Source organism: Pseudomonas sp. Z3-6 (assembly GCF_051131985.1).
GTDB lineage: Bacteria > Pseudomonadota > Gammaproteobacteria > Pseudomonadales > Pseudomonadaceae > Aquipseudomonas > Aquipseudomonas zanjanensis.
The window spans coordinates 5,399,110-5,415,119 of record NZ_CP071644.1; the positions used below are offsets into that span (position 1 = coordinate 5,399,110).

The window sequence follows — 16,010 nt, forward strand, 5'->3', positions numbered from 1 at the left end:
AACTGAACAGCCCGCACGGAGATTCGCTATGACTCAGATCGCCCGCATCAGCGACACCGGCAATGAACGCCGCCTGCAAGCCGAACGCCTGGTCGGCGCCCACGCCTTGCAAGAAGCCCAGGCCCTGCGCTTCAACGTCTTCAGTGGTGAGTTCAACGCCAAGCTCAAAGGCGCGGAAATCGGTCTGGACATGGATGACTATGATGTTCACTGCGCCCACATCGGCGTACGCGACCTGAACACCGGCCGTCTCGTGGCGACCACTCGCCTGCTCGACCACCAGGCCGCCAGCAGCCTGGGCCGGTTCTACAGCGAAGAAGAGTTCAGCCTCCACGGCCTGGTCCACCTCAAGGGCCCAATCCTGGAAATCGGCCGTACCTGCGTCGACCCGGCCTACCGCAACGGTGGCACCATCGCGGTGCTCTGGGGCGAGCTGGCCGAAGTCCTGAACGAAGGCGGCTACAGCTACCTGATGGGCTGCGCGAGCATTCCGATGCAGGATGGCGGCATACAGGCCCAGGCGATCATGCAGCGCCTGCGCGAACGCTACCTGTGCACCGAACACCTGCAAGCCGTGCCGAAAAAACCACTGCCGACCCTGGACGTGCCGTCCAACGTCATTGCCGAGATGCCTCCGCTGCTCAAGGCCTACATGCGCCTGGGCGCGAAGATCTGCGGCGAGCCGTGCTGGGACGAGGATTTCCAGGTGGCCGATGTGTTCATCCTGCTCAAGCGCGACGAGCTCTGCCCGCGCTACGCCCGTCACTTCAAGGCAGCGGTGTGATGAGTCGGTTGCGGGTGTACGCGCGTATCGCGCGAGTCTTGCTGGTGGTGACGCTGGGGCTGAGCATGGCCAGCGTGTTCGGTTTGTTCGAACGCCTGGGGATCGCCAACTCCATGGTGCGTCGCCAGCGCTGGTCGCGGTTCTTCATGGCCCGGCTGAGCCATGCCCTGCCCTTTACCGTCACCGTCCATGGTCAACTGCCGCAACGACCGATGCTCTGGGTCAGCAACCATGTGTCCTGGACCGACATCCCGCTGCTGGGCATGCTCACGCCGCTGTCGTTCCTGTCCAAGGCCGAAGTGCGCACCTGGCCGGTCGCCGGCTGGCTGGCTGCCAAGGCCGGCAGCTTGTTTATCCGTCGCGGCTCGGGTGACAGCCAACTGATCCGCAAACAGATGAGTCGCCACTTGGAACAGGCCCATCCGTTGTTGATGTTCCCGGAAGGCACCACCACCGACGGCCGTTCCCTGCGCACCTTCCACGGTCGCTTGTTGTCGGCGGCGATCGATGCCGATGTCGCCTTGCAACCGGTGGCGATTCGTTATCTGCGCAACGGCGAGCCGGACTCCCTGGCGCCGTTCATTGGCGATGATGATTTGCTGTCGCACCTGATGCGCCTGTTCGCCAATGATCGGGGCGAGGTGCACATCCACCTGCTGGAACCGATTGCCTGCCATGGCCAGGAACGCGCGGCCCTGGCCTTCCAGGCGCAGCAGGCGGTGCACAAGGCGTTGTTCGGCGCGATTCCCGAGAAACAGCAAGTGCCGGTGCGACCCGCGGCGATTGCGGCCTGACCCGGATTCCCGTGGAAAATCCCTTGTGGGAGCGGGCTTGCTCGCGAAGACGGCAGCACATTCAACACAGATGTTGACTGATCCACCGCCTTCGCGAGCAAGCCCGCTCCCACAATTTAGTTATTTGGTGTGACCTGGCTCAGCGCAAAATCCTGAAGCTGCGGATAGAACAACCGAAAGTCTTCGCTCAACGGCTCATAGAGCCTGATCAACTCCGGCATCGCCCCGGCCAGTTCCTCGGGACGGGACAGGCGGCGAGAAATACCGCGCAGTACTTGCCCCAACACCTCGAATTCCTGATAAGACCCCAGCCAGTCATCCGCCGCCATGTGCGGGGCGATGTGCGCCAGGCGTCCTGGCAACTGCGGTTCGGTGCCGAGCACCTGGTAAACCCGGGACGTGAAATCCAGCAGCGGCTCCTCGCCGTACAACGGCCAGTCCCGGGCCAGGCAATGATCGAAAAACACGTCGAGCACGATCCCGGCATAGCGCCGTCGCACCGTGGAAAAGCGCGACAGGGCGATGTCCACCAGCGGATGACGGTCGGTATACATGTCGATGCGCCGATGCAGGGCAATCGCCGCCTCGATCCGCGGGTCGTAGAGCCCTTGCAGCGGTCCCTTGACGAAGTCGCCGTAGAGGCTGCCGAGCAGTTGTTCCCGGCCAGGGCCGCCGAGGTGCAGGTGCGCGAGATAGTTCATGGCCCGCAGCTTAGCACTCCCGCGCCCATATCGTTATAACCCGATATAGCGATTTGTTCGGCGCTCAGATCAAATCCATATTGGTATATCGCAAAGTAACGATTTAAGGTTCGCTCCATCGCGATATAGCGTTTTACTCACCCCGAGCCTGCCACCATGACCCTCGACCTCGACGAAATAATAAAAGCCCTGGCGCACCCAGTACGGCGAGACATCCTCAACTGGCTCAAAGACCCCAAGGTCCAGTTCCCTGACCAGTTGCACAACCATGAGTTCGGCATTTGCGCCGGGCAGATCGACCAGCGTTGCGGCCTGTCGCAATCCACGGTGTCTGCGCACTTGGCGGTGTTGCAACGGGCGGGGCTGATCACCAGCCAGAAGGTCGGTCAATGGCACTTCTTCAAACGCAACGAGGACGTGATCCAGCAGTTCCTCAAGCAAATGAGCCAAGAGCTCTGACCTGACAAGGACCCATCATGCCCCTTTCACTCCTGATCCTGGCCCTGAGCGCCTTCGCCATCGGCACCACCGAGTTTGTCATCATGGGCCTGTTGCCCGACGTGGCGGCCGACCTGGGCGTGTCGATTCCCGGCGCCGGCTGGCTGGTGACCGGCTACGCCCTGGGCGTGGCCATCGGTGCGCCGTTCATGGCCCTGGCCACCGCCCGGCTGCCGCGCAAGGCCGCCCTGGTGGCGTTGATGGGGATTTTCATCGTCGGCAACCTGCTCTGCGCCATCGCCAGCGACTACAACGTGCTGATGTTCGCCCGGGTCGTCACGGCCCTGTGCCACGGTGCGTTCTTCGGTATCGGCTCGGTGGTGGCCGCCGGCCTGGTGGCGCCCAACAAGCGCGCCTCGGCCGTGGCCTTGATGTTTACCGGCCTGACCCTGGCCAATGTGCTCGGCGTGCCGCTGGGCACCGCACTGGGCCAGGAAGCCGGCTGGCGTTCGACCTTCTGGGCAGTGACGGTTATCGGCGTGGTGGCACTGATCGGCCTGGTCCGCTTCCTGCCGGCCAAGCGCGATGAAGAAAAACTCGACATGCGCTCGGAGCTGGTGGCGCTCAAAGGCGCCGGTCTGTGGCTGTCCCTGAGCATGACCGCGCTGTTCTCCGCCTCGGTGTTCACCCTCTTCACCTACGTCGCTCCGCTGTTGGGTGAAGTGACCGGCGTATCGCCCCGTGGCGTGACCTGGACCCTGGTGCTGATCGGCCTCGGGTTGACCCTGGGCAACATCATCGGCGGCAAGCTGGCGGACAAGAGCCTGGCAAACACCTTGATGGGCGTCTTCATCACCATGGCCGTGGTGTCCACCGTGCTGAGCTGGACCAGCGTGGCGCTGATCCCCACTGAAATCACCCTGTTCCTCTGGGCCACCGCCTGCTTCGCCGCCGTGCCGGCCCTGCAAGTCAACGTGGTGACCTTCGGCAAGGACGCGCCCAACCTGGTGTCCACCCTGAACATCGGCGCCTTCAACGTCGGCAATGCCCTGGGCGCCTGGGTCGGCGGCAGCGTCATCGACCAAGGCCTGGGCCTGACTGCCGTGCCCCTGGCCGCCGGCGCGCTGGCCGTGCTGGCGCTGCTGGTCACCCTGATCACTTTCCGCCAGGGCGGCAATACCGACCTGGCCCCGGCAACTCGTTGACTGTTTACCCTTCCACTTTCGAGGTTGTATTTTCATGGCGACTATTTTCGACCCCATCAAACTCGGCGACATCGAGCTGAAGAACCGCATCATCATGGCCCCGCTCACCCGCTGCCGCGCCGATGCAGGCCGCGTGCCCAATGCGCTGATGGCCGAGTACTACGTGCAACGCGCCTCCGCTGGCCTGATCCTCAGCGAAGCGACCTCCGTCACGCCGATGGGCGTGGGCTACCCGGACACCCCGGGCATCTGGTCCAACGACCAGGTACGCGGCTGGTCCAACGTCACCAAGGCGATCCACGGCGCCGGCGGCAAGATCTTCCTGCAACTGTGGCACGTCGGCCGGATCTCCCATCCGTCGTACCTGAACGGCGAAACCCCGGTGGCGCCCAGCGCGATCCAGCCCAAGGGCCACGTCAGCCTGGTCCGTCCGCTGGCCGACTACCCAACGCCGCGCGCACTGGAAACCGCTGAAATCGCCGACATCGTCGACGCCTACCGCGTCGGTGCCGAGAATGCCAAGGCCGCGGGTTTCGACGGCGTGGAGATCCACGGCGCCAACGGCTATCTGCTCGACCAGTTCCTGCAAAGCAGCACCAACCAGCGCACCGACAACTACGGCGGCTCCCTGGAAAACCGTGCCCGCCTGCTGCTGGAAGTGACCGACGCCGCCATCGAAGTCTGGGGCGCCGGCCGGGTTGGCGTGCACCTGGCGCCACGCGCCGACTCCCATGACATGGGTGACGAGAACCGCCTGGAAACCTTCAGCTACGTGGCTCGCGAACTGGGCAAGCGTGGCATCGCCTTCATCTGCTCCCGTGAGAAGGAGGGCGAAGACAGCATCGGCCCACAACTCAAGCAGGCTTTCGGCGGCCCGTACATCGCCAACGAACGCTTTACTAAAGAGAGCGCCAATGCCTGGCTGGCAGAAGGCAAGGCTGACGCCGTGGCCTTCGGTGTGCCATTCATTGCCAACCCGGACCTGCCGGCACGCCTGCAAGCCGATGCGCCGCTGAACGAAGCGCATCCGGAGACCTTCTATGGCAAGGGGCCGGTGGGTTATATCGATTATCCAGTGATGTAAATCGTAAAAAACAAAAGCCCTGCCTCGAAAGAGCCAGGGCTTTTTTATGCGCGCTAAATATCCCGTCAAACATCCAAACTTCTAAAGTCCCTTCAACCCTTCTTATTATCGCCAGCCACAAGACAAAGCGTCTTGCAATCACTCTCTTTGAAAAGGATTTCAAATGAACGCCACCCCTGAAAACAGCCCACAGGCTGACAAAAGTATTTATGAAGTCTTCGCCGCTCAATTCAACTGGGCACCGTTGGCCGTGTTGTCCCAGTACCTCAGATCGCTCGATACGCAAGAGTACAAGCCGATGCTCACGGCGCTGATGGAGAAAGCGAGCCAGAATGACAAGATCAATAAGCAGATCCAGGCCTGGGAACAGGAACGCGTCGACCCGAACCGCACTCGTCTCGTCGTTAAGTTGATCAATCATACCGACCTGGACTTTGAAGTCAGTGAACACAATCTGCATTCGAATGCGGACAGGCAGAACTTTTCAGCGATTCTTCCTTGGGATATCCAAGCGTTGAAATTCGATCTTGCTTATAGCCGACGCCTGGGCAGTCGCAATAAGGACATGTTCAAACACTTCATTGTGTTCGGCGATGAAGAATTTGGCTTTCGGTTTGACTTCGGTTTGCGCGTCAATACGTCCTTCGGTGTCATTTCACCAACGCTGGCACCCGTCCGGATCCACCAAGTAACCTCCATTGGAATGAGCCCGATCCAATGCACGACTCGAATCACTCGCACAGCCAATGAAGAACCTTATGGTTTTACCGTGGAACTCACGGTGAGCTGAAAAATGCAGCCTTGCCGGTAATGCTGTTCACTTAAGGCTTATCTGTGGCGAGGGAGCTTGCTCCCGCTTGAGTGCGAAGCGCTCACAAAATGGGGCCGCTACGCAGCCCAGCGGGAGCAAGCTCCCTCGCCACTGGTTCATCATTTGTCTTAAGGGAACAGAATTACCGTCTCGCCAAGGCAATCTGGCGGAGTATCTACTGACCTGTTCGGACAGCCTTGCCGAGCGAATTATTCCTACACGTTTACCAGCGCGAAACAAATTTCCTACAAAATTCGCCGCCAATTGCCTACCAACCGCGCCAACGTCGGTTTATAAAAGCACCCTTACGCGCTGTATTGACACAAACCGACGCAATTACGCATTTTGTTTCATTTGCGCAGGCTAGGGCTCAGGTGCAGCATATCCAGCCCGATCTCCACCCAACGCTCGGCCTCACCCGCCAGGGCGAAGCTGTCGGGGGCCAGCAGCCACTGGTACAGAATGCCATCGATGTAGGCATGAATGGCGACTGCAGCCCTTTCCGGGTCCAGATCATCCGGCAACTGGCCACGCTTCATCGCATTGCGCAATGACAGGGCGATGCGCACATTGCAGTCGAGGCTGACCTCGCGTCGCTGCTGGCGCAAATCGCACATTTCATCGGTGAATTCACACTTATGGAACAGGATCTCATTAATGCGTCGGGTTTTCGGGTCCAGGGCCACTTGCTGGAACAACCGGACCAGCAGCTTGCGAATACAGCCCAGCGGGTCAAGCTCCTCTTCACTCTCACTGGCACGGGCCAACTCGTCGAGTGGCTCGTGCAGGGTATCGAGCATCGCCTGGAGCAAATCCGCCTTGTTGCTGAAATGCCAATAGATGGCCCCGCGAGTCACACCGGCCAGTGTCGCGATGTCAGCCAGGGTTGTACGCGCCACGCCACGCTCGAAAAAGGCCTTTTCGGCGGCTTCGAGGATCTGGCTGCGAGTCTCCTGGGCTTCCTCTTTGGTACGACGGACCATGGCAGTAAACACCTCAATCAGGATGCGGTCAGCAATGCGTAAGAATCAGCTGAACAAAATATGAGGCGACGTCCCTTGGAGCGCGTCGCCGATCTACGCTGGCCTTTGTCAGGCTTTTGTAAATACGGATATTACGCAATTTGGCTGTTTACAAACAACCGTGTACGTAAGTATATTTCTTAGCATCCTACTAATTGAATTACTGCTGCTTTTTTACCTTTCCACCTTTCGAGTGCGCCCGTTGCGCGCCTGGACCCGAGGATTTCCATGCAATTCAAGCCAGCTGTTACTGCTCTGGTTACCGCCATCGCCCTGGCATCGCTGCTCAGCGGATGCAAAAAGGAAGAGGCTGCACCTGTTGCTCCCCCTCCTCAGGTCGGCGTCGTAACCCTCAAGACCCAGCCCTTCACCTTGACCTCGGAACTGCCGGGCCGCACCAGCGCGTTCCGCGTCGCGGAAGTACGGCCACAGGTCAACGGGATCATTCTCAAGCGCTTGTTCAAGGAAGGCGCCGACGTCAAGGCCGGCCAGCAGCTGTATCAGATCGATCCGGCTGTCTATGAAGCGACTCTCAAGAGCGCCGAGGCCAACCTGCGTTCCACCAAGTCGATTGCCGACCGCTACAAGCAACTGGTGGACGAACAGGCGGTGAGCCGCCAGGAATACGACACCGCCGTGGCCAATCGCCTGGAGTCGGAAGCCAACCTGCAGACTGCCCAGATCAACGTGCGCTACACCAAGGTCTATGCGCCGATTTCCGGTCGCATCGGTCGTTCCTCGGTGACCGAGGGTGCGCTGGTCAGTAACGGCCAGACCGATGCCCTGGCGACCATCCAGCAACTGGACCCGATCTATGTCGACGTGACGCAGAGTTCGGTCGAGCTGCTGCAACTGCGCCGCGAGCTGGAAAGCGGTCGTCTGCAAAAGGCCGGCGAGAACGCCGCCATGGTCAAGCTGACCCTGGAAGACGGCAGCCAGTATCCGCACGAAGGCAAGTTGGAGTTCTCCGAAGTCTCGGTTGACCAGACCACCGGTTCGGTGACCTTGCGCGCCGTGTTCCCCAACCCTGACCACACCCTGCTGCCGGGCATGTTCGTCCACGCCCAATTGCAGGCCGGTGTGAACAGCGCCGCGATCCTGGCACCGCAACAAGGCGTGACCCGCGACCTCAAGGGCATGCCGACCGCCATGGTCGTGGGCGCCGACAACAAAGTCGAACTGCGCCAGCTCAAGGCCAGCCGCACCGTCGGCAGCCAGTGGCTGATCGAAGACGGGCTCAAGGCCGGCGATCGCCTGATCACCGAAGGGTTGCAGTACGTACGGCCGGGGGTGGAAGTCAAAGCCACCGAAGCCACCAACGTCAACACCCAGAACCCGGCCCCCGCTCAGGCAGCTGATAAAGCAGCCGAAGGCAAAGGGGAGTAAACCATGTCGAAATTTTTTATCGACCGTCCGATTTTCGCCTGGGTGATCGCCCTGGTGATCATGCTGGTCGGGGCTTTATCGATCCTCAAGTTGCCGATCAACCAATACCCGAGCATCGCGCCACCGGCCATTGCGATCCAGGTGACCTACCCGGGCGCGTCCGCGCAAACCGTGCAGGACACCGTGGTGCAGGTGATCGAGCAGCAGCTCAACGGTATCGACAACCTGCGTTATGTATCGTCGGAAAGTAACTCCGACGGCAGCATGACCATCACCGCGACCTTCGAACAGGGCACCAGCTCCGATACCGCCCAGGTCCAGGTCCAGAACAAGTTGAACCTGGCCACCCCGCTGTTGCCGCAAGAAGTGCAGCAGCAGGGTATCCGCGTGACCAAGGCGGTGAAGAACTTCCTCATGGTCATCGGCGTGGTGTCGCGTGACGGCAGCATGACCAAGGACGACTTGGCCAACTACATCGTGTCCAACCTGCAAGACCCGATCTCGCGTACTGCCGGTGTCGGTGACTTCCAGGTCTTCGGTGCCCAGTACGCCATGCGGATCTGGCTCGACCCGGCCAAGTTGAACAACTTCAACCTGACCCCGGTCGACGTGAAAAACGCCATTGCCGCGCAAAACGTCCAGGTCTCGTCCGGCCAACTTGGCGGCTTGCCTGCCCTGCCCGGCCAGCAACTGAACGCCACCATCATCGGCAAGACCCGTCTGCAGACCGCCGAGCAGTTCAAGGCGATCCTGCTCAAGGTCAACCCGGACGGCTCGCAAGTGCGCGTCGGCGACGTCGCCGATGTCGGCCTGGGCGGTGAGAACTACAGTGTCAGCGCCCAGTTCAACGGCGCCCCGGCGTCGGGCCTGGCGGTCAAACTGGCCAACGGTGCCAACGCCCTCGACACGGCCAAGGCCCTGCGCAAGACCATCGACGATCTCAAGCCGTTCTTCCCGCAAGGCGTGGAAGTGGTGTTCCCGTACGACACCACGCCGGTGGTGAGCGAGTCGATCAAGGGTGTGGTTGAAACCCTGGTCGAAGCGGTCGCGCTGGTGTTCCTGGTGATGTTCCTGTTCCTGCAGAACTTCCGCGCCACCATCATCACCACGATGACGGTGCCGGTGGTGTTGCTGGGTACGTTTGGCATCCTCGCGGCGGCCGGCTTCAGCATCAACACCCTGACCATGTTCGGCATGGTGCTGGCCATCGGCTTGCTGGTGGACGATGCCATCGTCGTGGTGGAAAACGTCGAACGGGTGATGAGCGAAGAAGGCCTGTCACCCAAGGAAGCCACCAAGAAATCCATGGGCCAGATCCAGGGTGCGTTGGTGGGTATCGCGCTGGTGCTGTCGGCGGTGCTGTTGCCGATGGCGTTCTTCAGCGGTTCCACCGGTGTGATCTACAAACAGTTCTCCATCACCATTGTTTCGGCCATGGCCTTGTCGGTCCTGGTGGCGTTGATCTTCACCCCGGCCCTGTGCGCCACCATGCTCAAACCGATCCCCAAGGGTGAGCACGGCACACCGAAACGCGGCTTCTTCGGCTGGTTCAACCGCAATTTCGACCGTGGCGTTCGCAGCTACGAGCGTGGCGTGGGCAATATGCTCAGGCACAAGGCCCCGTACATGCTGGCCTACGTGCTCATCGTGGTTGGCATGATCTGGCTGTTCACTCGCATCCCGACGGCGTTCCTGCCCGAAGAAGACCAGGGCGTGCTGTTCGCCCAGGTGCAGACCCCGGCCGGTTCCAGTGCCGAGCGCACCCAGGTGGTGGTGGACAAGATGCGTGAGTTCCTGCTGCGTCCGAGCAAGGACGGCGGCGAAGGCGATGCGGTGGCGTCGGTGTTCACGGTGACCGGCTTCAACTTCGCCGGTCGCGGCCAGAGCTCCGGCATGGCCTTCATCATGCTCAAGCCATGGGAGGAGCGTAACGCCGACAACAGCGTGTTCAAGCTCGCGGCCCGCGCCCAGCAGCACTTCTTCACGTTCCGTGACGCGATGGTGTTCGCCTTCGCCCCGCCGGCAGTGCTGGAACTGGGTAACGCCACCGGTTTCGACGTGTTCCTGCAGGACCGTGCCGGTATCGGCCACGACAAGCTGATGGAGGCTCGCAACCAGTTCCTGGGGATGGCTTCCCAGAGCAAGATCCTCTCCCAGGTGCGTCCGAACGGCCTGAACGACGAGCCGCAATACCAGCTGGAAATCGACGACGAGAAGGCCAGCGCGCTGGGCATCACCCTGTCGGACATCAACAACACCCTGTCGATTGCCTTGGGCAGTAGCTACGTGAACGACTTCATCGACCGTGGTCGGGTGAAGAAAGTGTATGTGCAGGGTCAGCCCGGTGCCCGCATGAGCCCCGAGGACTTGCAGAAGTGGTACGTGCGCAACAGCGCCGGGACCATGGTGCCGTTCACGGCGTTCGCCAAGGGCGAGTGGGTCTATGGTTCGCCAAAACTGGCCCGCTATAACGGTGTGGAAGCGATGGAGATCCTCGGCGCCCCGGCCCCTGGTTACTCCACCGGTGAAGCCATGGCCGAAGTCGAAGCCATCGCCAAGAAGCTGCCGGCCGGTGTGGGTATTTCCTGGACGGGCTTGTCCTATGAGGAACGTCTGTCGGGCTCCCAGGCGCCGGCGTTGTATGCCTTGTCGCTGCTGATGGTGTTCCTGTGCCTGGCGGCGCTGTATGAAAGCTGGTCGATCCCGATCGCGGTCATGCTCGTGGTGCCCCTGGGGATCATCGGGGCGCTGATGGCGACCAGTCTGCGCGGCCTGTCCAACGACGTGTACTTCCAGGTGGGCTTGCTGACCACCATCGGCCTGGCGGCGAAAAACGCCATTCTGATCGTGGAGTTCGCCAAGGAACTCCACGAACAGGGCCGAACCCTGGTGGAAGCCGCCATCGAAGCCTGTAGGATGCGTCTGCGGCCGATCATCATGACGTCCCTGGCGTTCGTCCTCGGTGTGGTTCCGCTGGCGATTTCCACGGGTGCCGGTTCGGGCAGCCAACACGCCATCGGTACCGGTGTGATCGGCGGTATGCTCACCGCGACCATCCTGGCGATCTTCTGGGTGCCCTTGTTCTTCGTGACCGTGTCGTCGATGGGTCGTCGCAAAAATATCGACCAGGACAACACTCCTGAAACTTCCAAAGAGGCTGGCCAATGAGCAAGTCGCTACTCTCCCTGACCATCGCCGCCGTCGTGCTCAGCGGTTGCTCGCTGATCCCCGACTACCAGCGGCCCGACGCACCGGTTGCGGCGCAATACCCGCAAGGGCCGGCCTACGAGGCCGCCAAGGCGCCCGGCCAGGCCGCCGCCGAGCAAGGCTGGAAGCAGTTTTTCCATGACCCGGCGTTGCAACAGCTGATCCAGGTCGCCCTGGAAAACAACCGCGACCTGCGCGTCGCGGCGCTGAACATCGATGCCTATGCCGCGCAATACCGCATCCAGCGCGCGGACCTGTTCCCGGCGGTCTCGGCCACCGGCTCCGGCAGCCGCCAGCGGGTACCGGCGCGGGCATCGCAGACCGGTGAAGCGGCGATCACCAGTTCCTACTCGGCAACGCTGGGCATCAGCGCCTATGAGCTGGACCTGTTCGGTCGGGTTCGCAGCCTGAGCGAGCAAGCGCTGCAAAGCTACTTCGCCACTGAAGAAGCCCGGCGCAGCACCCAGATCAGCCTGGTGGCCAACGTCGCCAATGCCTACCTGACCTGGCAAGCCGACAAGGAACTGCTCAAGCTGACCCAGGAAACCCTCGGTGCCTACGAGCAAAGCTTCAAGCTGACCTCGCGCAGCGCCGAAGTCGGCGTGGCCTCGGCCCTGGACTTGAGCCAGGCGCGCACCGCCGTGGAAAACGCCCGCGTGCAACTGGCCCGCTACACTCGCCAGGTCGCCCAGGATGAGAACAGCCTGACCCTGCTGCTGGGCACCGGCCTGCCGGCGAACCTGAACTCGCAACCGTTGAGCGATGACCTGCTCAGCGAAGTGCCGGCCGGGCTGCCGTCGGACCTGCTGCAACGTCGTCCGGACATTCTCCAGGCCGAACGCAACCTGCTGGCCGCCAACGCCAACATCGGCGCCGCGCGGGCCGCGTTCTTCCCGAGCATCAGCCTGACGGCCAACGCCGGCACCCTGAGCCCGGACCTGTCCGGCCTGTTCAAGGGCGGTTCGGGCACCTGGAGCTTCGCGCCGCAGATCAACCTGCCGATCTTCAATGCCGGCAGCCTGCGAGCAAGCCTGGACTACGCGAAGATCCAGAAAGACATCAACGTCGCGCAGTACGAGAAGTCGATTCAGACCGCGTTCCAGGAAGTCTCCGACGGCCTGGCCGCGCGCCAGACCTACAACGAGCAGTTGCAGGCCCAGACCGATTTCGTCGCCGCCAACCAGGACTACTACCGCCTGGCCGAGCGTCGCTACCGCATCGGCGTCGACAGCAACCTGACCTTCCTCGATGCCCAGCGCCAGTTGTTCAGCGCGCAGCAATCGCTGATCACCGACCGTCTTGCGCAACTGACCAGCGAGGTCAATCTGTACAAGGCATTGGGCGGTGGTTGGAATGCCGAGACGGGCAAGAACGAGCCGTTGGCGGAGAAAGCGCCGGAGACGAAGTTGTTCTGATCCAATGCTTAAAAACACGAAGCCCACCGAAAGGTGGGCTTTTTGTTTGTGCACCTTTTAACGCTGGCTTATGTGGGAGCAAGGCTTGCCCGCGATGGCGGCCTTACGGCTGGCCAAGATTTTGTTGATCGGGTACATATCCATTGCTGCGGTAACGGCCACTTATGGTTTCGCCCTGACGGCGAGTCACTTTCGAAAAGCGCGAAAGTAACCAAAGCGCTCCTGCCCCACCACTCGGTGCCTCGCTAGGGCTCGGCATGCCCGCACTCCGGCATTGCTCCGTGGGCCGCCGCGAAGGGCCATCCATGGCCCAGCGCGGCTACCTCGGCATCCATGCCGAGGTGCCCACTGCGCAATGCCTGCGTGCGGCCATCGTGGTTAACGGGGCGCCCGAGATCAACGTCCACCGCGAGGCGGCCTAGTAGCCGACCTGGTTCTTGATGGGGACCGCGTTCCTCCTGTGGGAGCGGGCTTGCTCGCGAAGAGGCCGGCAAATTCCACATCACCACCGACTGTGACACCCACACTTGGATTGAAGTAGAGCCGTCAGAACTAGGTCGGTTGTCAGGCCGCCTTCGCGAGCAGGCTCGCTCCCACAGTTGGGTCGAAGTACAGCTGCCAGAACCCGGTCGACTGTTAGGCCGCCTTCGCGAGCAAGCCCGCTCCCACAGTTGGGTCGAAGTACAGCTGCCAGAACCCGGTCGACTGTTAGGCCGCCTTCGCGAGCAAGCCCGCTCCCACAGTTGGGTCGAAGTACAGCTGCCAGAACCCGGTCGACTGTTAGGCCGCCTTCGCGAGCAAGCCCGCTCCCACAGTTGGGTCGAAGTACAGCTGCCAGAACCCGGTCGACTGTTAGGCCGCCTTCGCGAGCAGGCTCGCTCCCACAGTTGGGTCGAAGTACAGCTGCCAGAACCCGGTCGACTGTTAGGCCGCCTTCGCGAGCAAGCCCGCTCCCACAGATTTAGATAAGAGTACGACCGGGAGAGCCAGGTCGGCTGTCAGGCCGCCTCGCGAGCAAGCTTTGCTCCCACAGATCTGACGGGTGTACGACCGGGAGAGTCAGGTCGGCTGTTAGGCCGCCTCGCGGTGGACTTTGATCTCGGGCGCCCCGTTAACCACGATGGCCGAACGCAGGCATTGTGGAGTGGGTAACCCGGCATGGATGCCGGGTTAGCCGCGCTGGGCCATGGATGGCCCTTCGCGGCGGCCCACGGAGCAATGCCGGAGTGAGGGCATGCCGAGCCTAAGCGAGGCACCGAGTGGTGGGGCAGGAGCGTTTTGGTTACTTTTGACTGGGCCGGCTTCCGGGCTCTTCAAAAGTGACCCGCCGTTGGGCGGAACCATTAGCGGCCGTTACCGCAGGAATGGATATGTACTCCGCCAAGACTGTCAGGCCGCCAGGGAGTGTCAGGCCGCCATCGCGAGCAGGCTCGCACACAGTGGAATGCGTCCATCCAATCGGCCGTTTTGCCGTTCGATAATCGCCCAAAACCCGCAAACGGCAATTGAACCGATCCCAGGCAGCCCTTCACCATCCCTCACACAAAACCAATAACAACAGGTTCGACGCCATGCCTCTGCGCCCCGCTCCGTCCGGCTGATCCTCGATCGTTTTAACCCTCCAGCTCCACCGCAATGTTCGTAACCCACGGTTGCGGCAACAACTCGCTTCGTCCATAAAAAAACAAGAGACAACGCCCATGAAGCCCACACAGCACCTGTTCCCCAGCCTCATCGCCGCCGCCCTGGCCAGCGCCGCCCTGCCCGTTCTGGCTGCGGAATCGGGATTCGTCGAAGATGCCAAGGCCACCCTGAACCTGCGCAACTTCTACCTCAACCGCAACTTCACCAACCCGAACAATGCCCAAGGCAAGGCTGAAGAGTGGACCCAGAGTTTCATCCTCGACGCCAAGTCCGGTTTCACCCAAGGCACGGTCGGTTTCGGCGTGGACGTGCTGGGCATGTACTCGGTCAAGCTCGACGGCGGTCGTGGCACGGCAGGTACACAACTGCTGCCGGTACACGATGACGGTCGCCCCGCCGATGACTTCGGTCGCCTCGGCGTGGCCCTCAAGGCCAAGGTCTCGAAGACTGAACTGAAGGTCGGCGAATGGATGCCGGTGCTGCCGATCCTGCGTTCCGACGACGGTCGTTCCCTGCCGCAAACCTTCCGCGGCGGCCAGGTCACCTCCACCGAAATCAGCGGCCTGAGCCTCTATGGCGGCCAGTTCCGTGGCAACAGCCCGCGCAACGACGCGAGCATGGAAGACATGTCGATGAACGGCCGCGGCGCGTTCACCTCCGACCGTTTCAACTTCGGTGGCGGTGAATACGCCTTCAACGAAAAACGCACCCAGGTCGGCGTCTGGTACGCGGAACTGTCCGACATCTACCAACAGCAATATTTCAACCTGACCCACAGCCAACCCATGGGCGACTGGACCCTGGGCGCCAACCTTGGCTACTTCACCGGCAAGGAAAACGGCAGCGCGTTGGCCGGCGACCTGGACAACAAAACCGCGTTCGCCATGCTCTCGGCCAAATATGGCGGCAACACCTTCTACGTCGGCCTGCAGAAAGTCGGCGGCGATGATGCCTGGATGCGCGTCAACGGCACCAGCGGCGGCACCCTGGCGAACGACAGCTACAACTCCAGCTACGACAACGCCAAGGAAAAATCCTGGCAAGTGCGCCACGACTTCAACTTCGCCGCCGTCGGCGTGCCGGGCTTGACCCTGATGAACCGCTACATCAGCGGCGACAACGTGCACACCGCCACCGTCGATGACGGCAAGGAATGGGGCCGCGAAAGTGAACTGGCCTACACCGTACAGAGCGGTGTGCTGAAAAGCCTGAATGTGAAATGGCGTAACTCGACAATGCGCCGGGATTACAGCACCAATGAATTCGATGAGAACCGGTTGATCGTCAGCTATCCGATTAGCTTGCTGTAAAAGCCAAGCATGGAGGGAAGCTGTACCACCGCTTTCGCGAGCAGGCTCGCTCCCACAAGGGATCAGTGCCGAGTACAAAATCTGTGCTCACTGAGGATCCCGTGTGGGAGCAAAGCTTGCTCGCGATAGCGGTGGGTCAGTGGCATTTCTGGTGAGTGTGGCATTGCATCGCGAGCAAGCTTTGCTCCCACAGCATTGCCCCCCCACAG

Annotated in this window: 12 protein-coding genes; 10 read left to right on the forward strand and 2 right to left on the reverse strand. The window is 61.5% G+C overall.

The annotated features are described in order from the left end of the window. Window positions 1-28: 28 nt before the first annotated feature. Window positions 29-784 (forward strand): L-ornithine N(alpha)-acyltransferase, encoded by a 756-nt coding sequence (olsB, locus tag J3P88_RS23410; protein WP_434571878.1) that lies wholly within the window; start codon window positions 29-31, stop codon window positions 782-784. Next, window positions 784-1,578 carry a lysophospholipid acyltransferase family protein gene (locus J3P88_RS23415; RefSeq protein WP_434571880.1) on the forward strand — a complete coding sequence of 265 codons (795 nt, stop codon included), beginning with the start codon at window positions 784-786 and terminating at the stop codon, window positions 1,576-1,578. The genes olsB and J3P88_RS23415 overlap by 1 nt, the downstream gene beginning before the upstream one ends. Before the next feature lie 116 nt (window positions 1,579-1,694). Here J3P88_RS23415 and J3P88_RS23420 read toward each other — a convergent pair whose 3' ends face one another. Next, the gene (locus tag J3P88_RS23420) at window positions 1,695-2,279 is read right to left on the reverse strand and encodes an ACP phosphodiesterase (RefSeq protein ID WP_186731037.1); all 585 of its coding nucleotides are present in this window, start codon (window positions 2,277-2,279) and stop codon (window positions 1,695-1,697) included. Window positions 2,280-2,435: 156 nt separating this feature from the next. Between J3P88_RS23420 and J3P88_RS23425 the strand changes: the two genes are divergently transcribed. The 4 genes from J3P88_RS23425 (at window position 2,436) to J3P88_RS23440 (ending at window position 5,796) form a co-directional block, all read left to right on the forward strand. Next, window positions 2,436-2,738, forward strand: coding sequence for an ArsR/SmtB family transcription factor (locus tag J3P88_RS23425; protein WP_053182660.1), 303 nt, complete (start codon window positions 2,436-2,438; stop codon window positions 2,736-2,738). A gap of 17 nt (window positions 2,739-2,755) precedes the next feature. Further along, window positions 2,756-3,922: an MFS transporter gene (locus J3P88_RS23430; protein ID WP_434571882.1), complete on the forward strand. Its 1,167-nt coding sequence runs from the start codon at window positions 2,756-2,758 to the stop codon at window positions 3,920-3,922. 34 nt (window positions 3,923-3,956) lie between these two features. Beyond that, window positions 3,957-5,006, forward strand: a complete 1,050-nt coding sequence (locus tag J3P88_RS23435) for an alkene reductase (RefSeq protein WP_411386715.1) — start codon at window positions 3,957-3,959, stop codon at window positions 5,004-5,006. 163 nt (window positions 5,007-5,169) lie between these two features. Then, window positions 5,170-5,796, forward strand: coding sequence for a hypothetical protein (locus J3P88_RS23440; RefSeq protein ID WP_434571883.1), 627 nt, complete (start codon window positions 5,170-5,172; stop codon window positions 5,794-5,796). A 371-nt stretch (window positions 5,797-6,167) separates the two neighbouring features. Here J3P88_RS23440 and J3P88_RS23445 read toward each other — a convergent pair whose 3' ends face one another. Beyond that, window positions 6,168-6,800 carry a TetR family transcriptional regulator gene (locus tag J3P88_RS23445; protein ID WP_186704494.1) on the reverse strand — a complete coding sequence of 211 codons (633 nt, stop codon included), beginning with the start codon at window positions 6,798-6,800 and terminating at the stop codon, window positions 6,168-6,170. Window positions 6,801-7,067: 267 nt separating this feature from the next. Here J3P88_RS23445 and J3P88_RS23450 point away from each other — a divergent pair, with 267 nt between their 5' ends. From J3P88_RS23450 to J3P88_RS23465, 4 genes are all read left to right on the forward strand, one after another. Next, window positions 7,068-8,225, forward strand: a complete 1,158-nt coding sequence (locus J3P88_RS23450) for an efflux RND transporter periplasmic adaptor subunit (protein WP_434571885.1) — start codon at window positions 7,068-7,070, stop codon at window positions 8,223-8,225. Between the two features lie 3 nt (window positions 8,226-8,228). Then, complete coding sequence (gene emhB / locus J3P88_RS23455; RefSeq protein ID WP_434571886.1) at window positions 8,229-11,393, forward strand: efflux RND transporter permease subunit EmhB; 3,165 nt, start codon at window positions 8,229-8,231, stop codon at window positions 11,391-11,393. Further along, complete coding sequence (gene adeC, locus J3P88_RS23460; protein WP_434571888.1) at window positions 11,390-12,847, forward strand: AdeC/AdeK/OprM family multidrug efflux complex outer membrane factor; 1,458 nt, start codon at window positions 11,390-11,392, stop codon at window positions 12,845-12,847. Before emhB ends, adeC begins: the two co-directional genes overlap by 4 nt. 1,700 nt (window positions 12,848-14,547) lie before the next feature. Then, window positions 14,548-15,801, forward strand: a complete 1,254-nt coding sequence (locus tag J3P88_RS23465; protein ID WP_434571890.1) for an OprD family porin — start codon at window positions 14,548-14,550, stop codon at window positions 15,799-15,801. The last annotated feature ends 209 nt before the right edge of the window (window positions 15,802-16,010 follow it).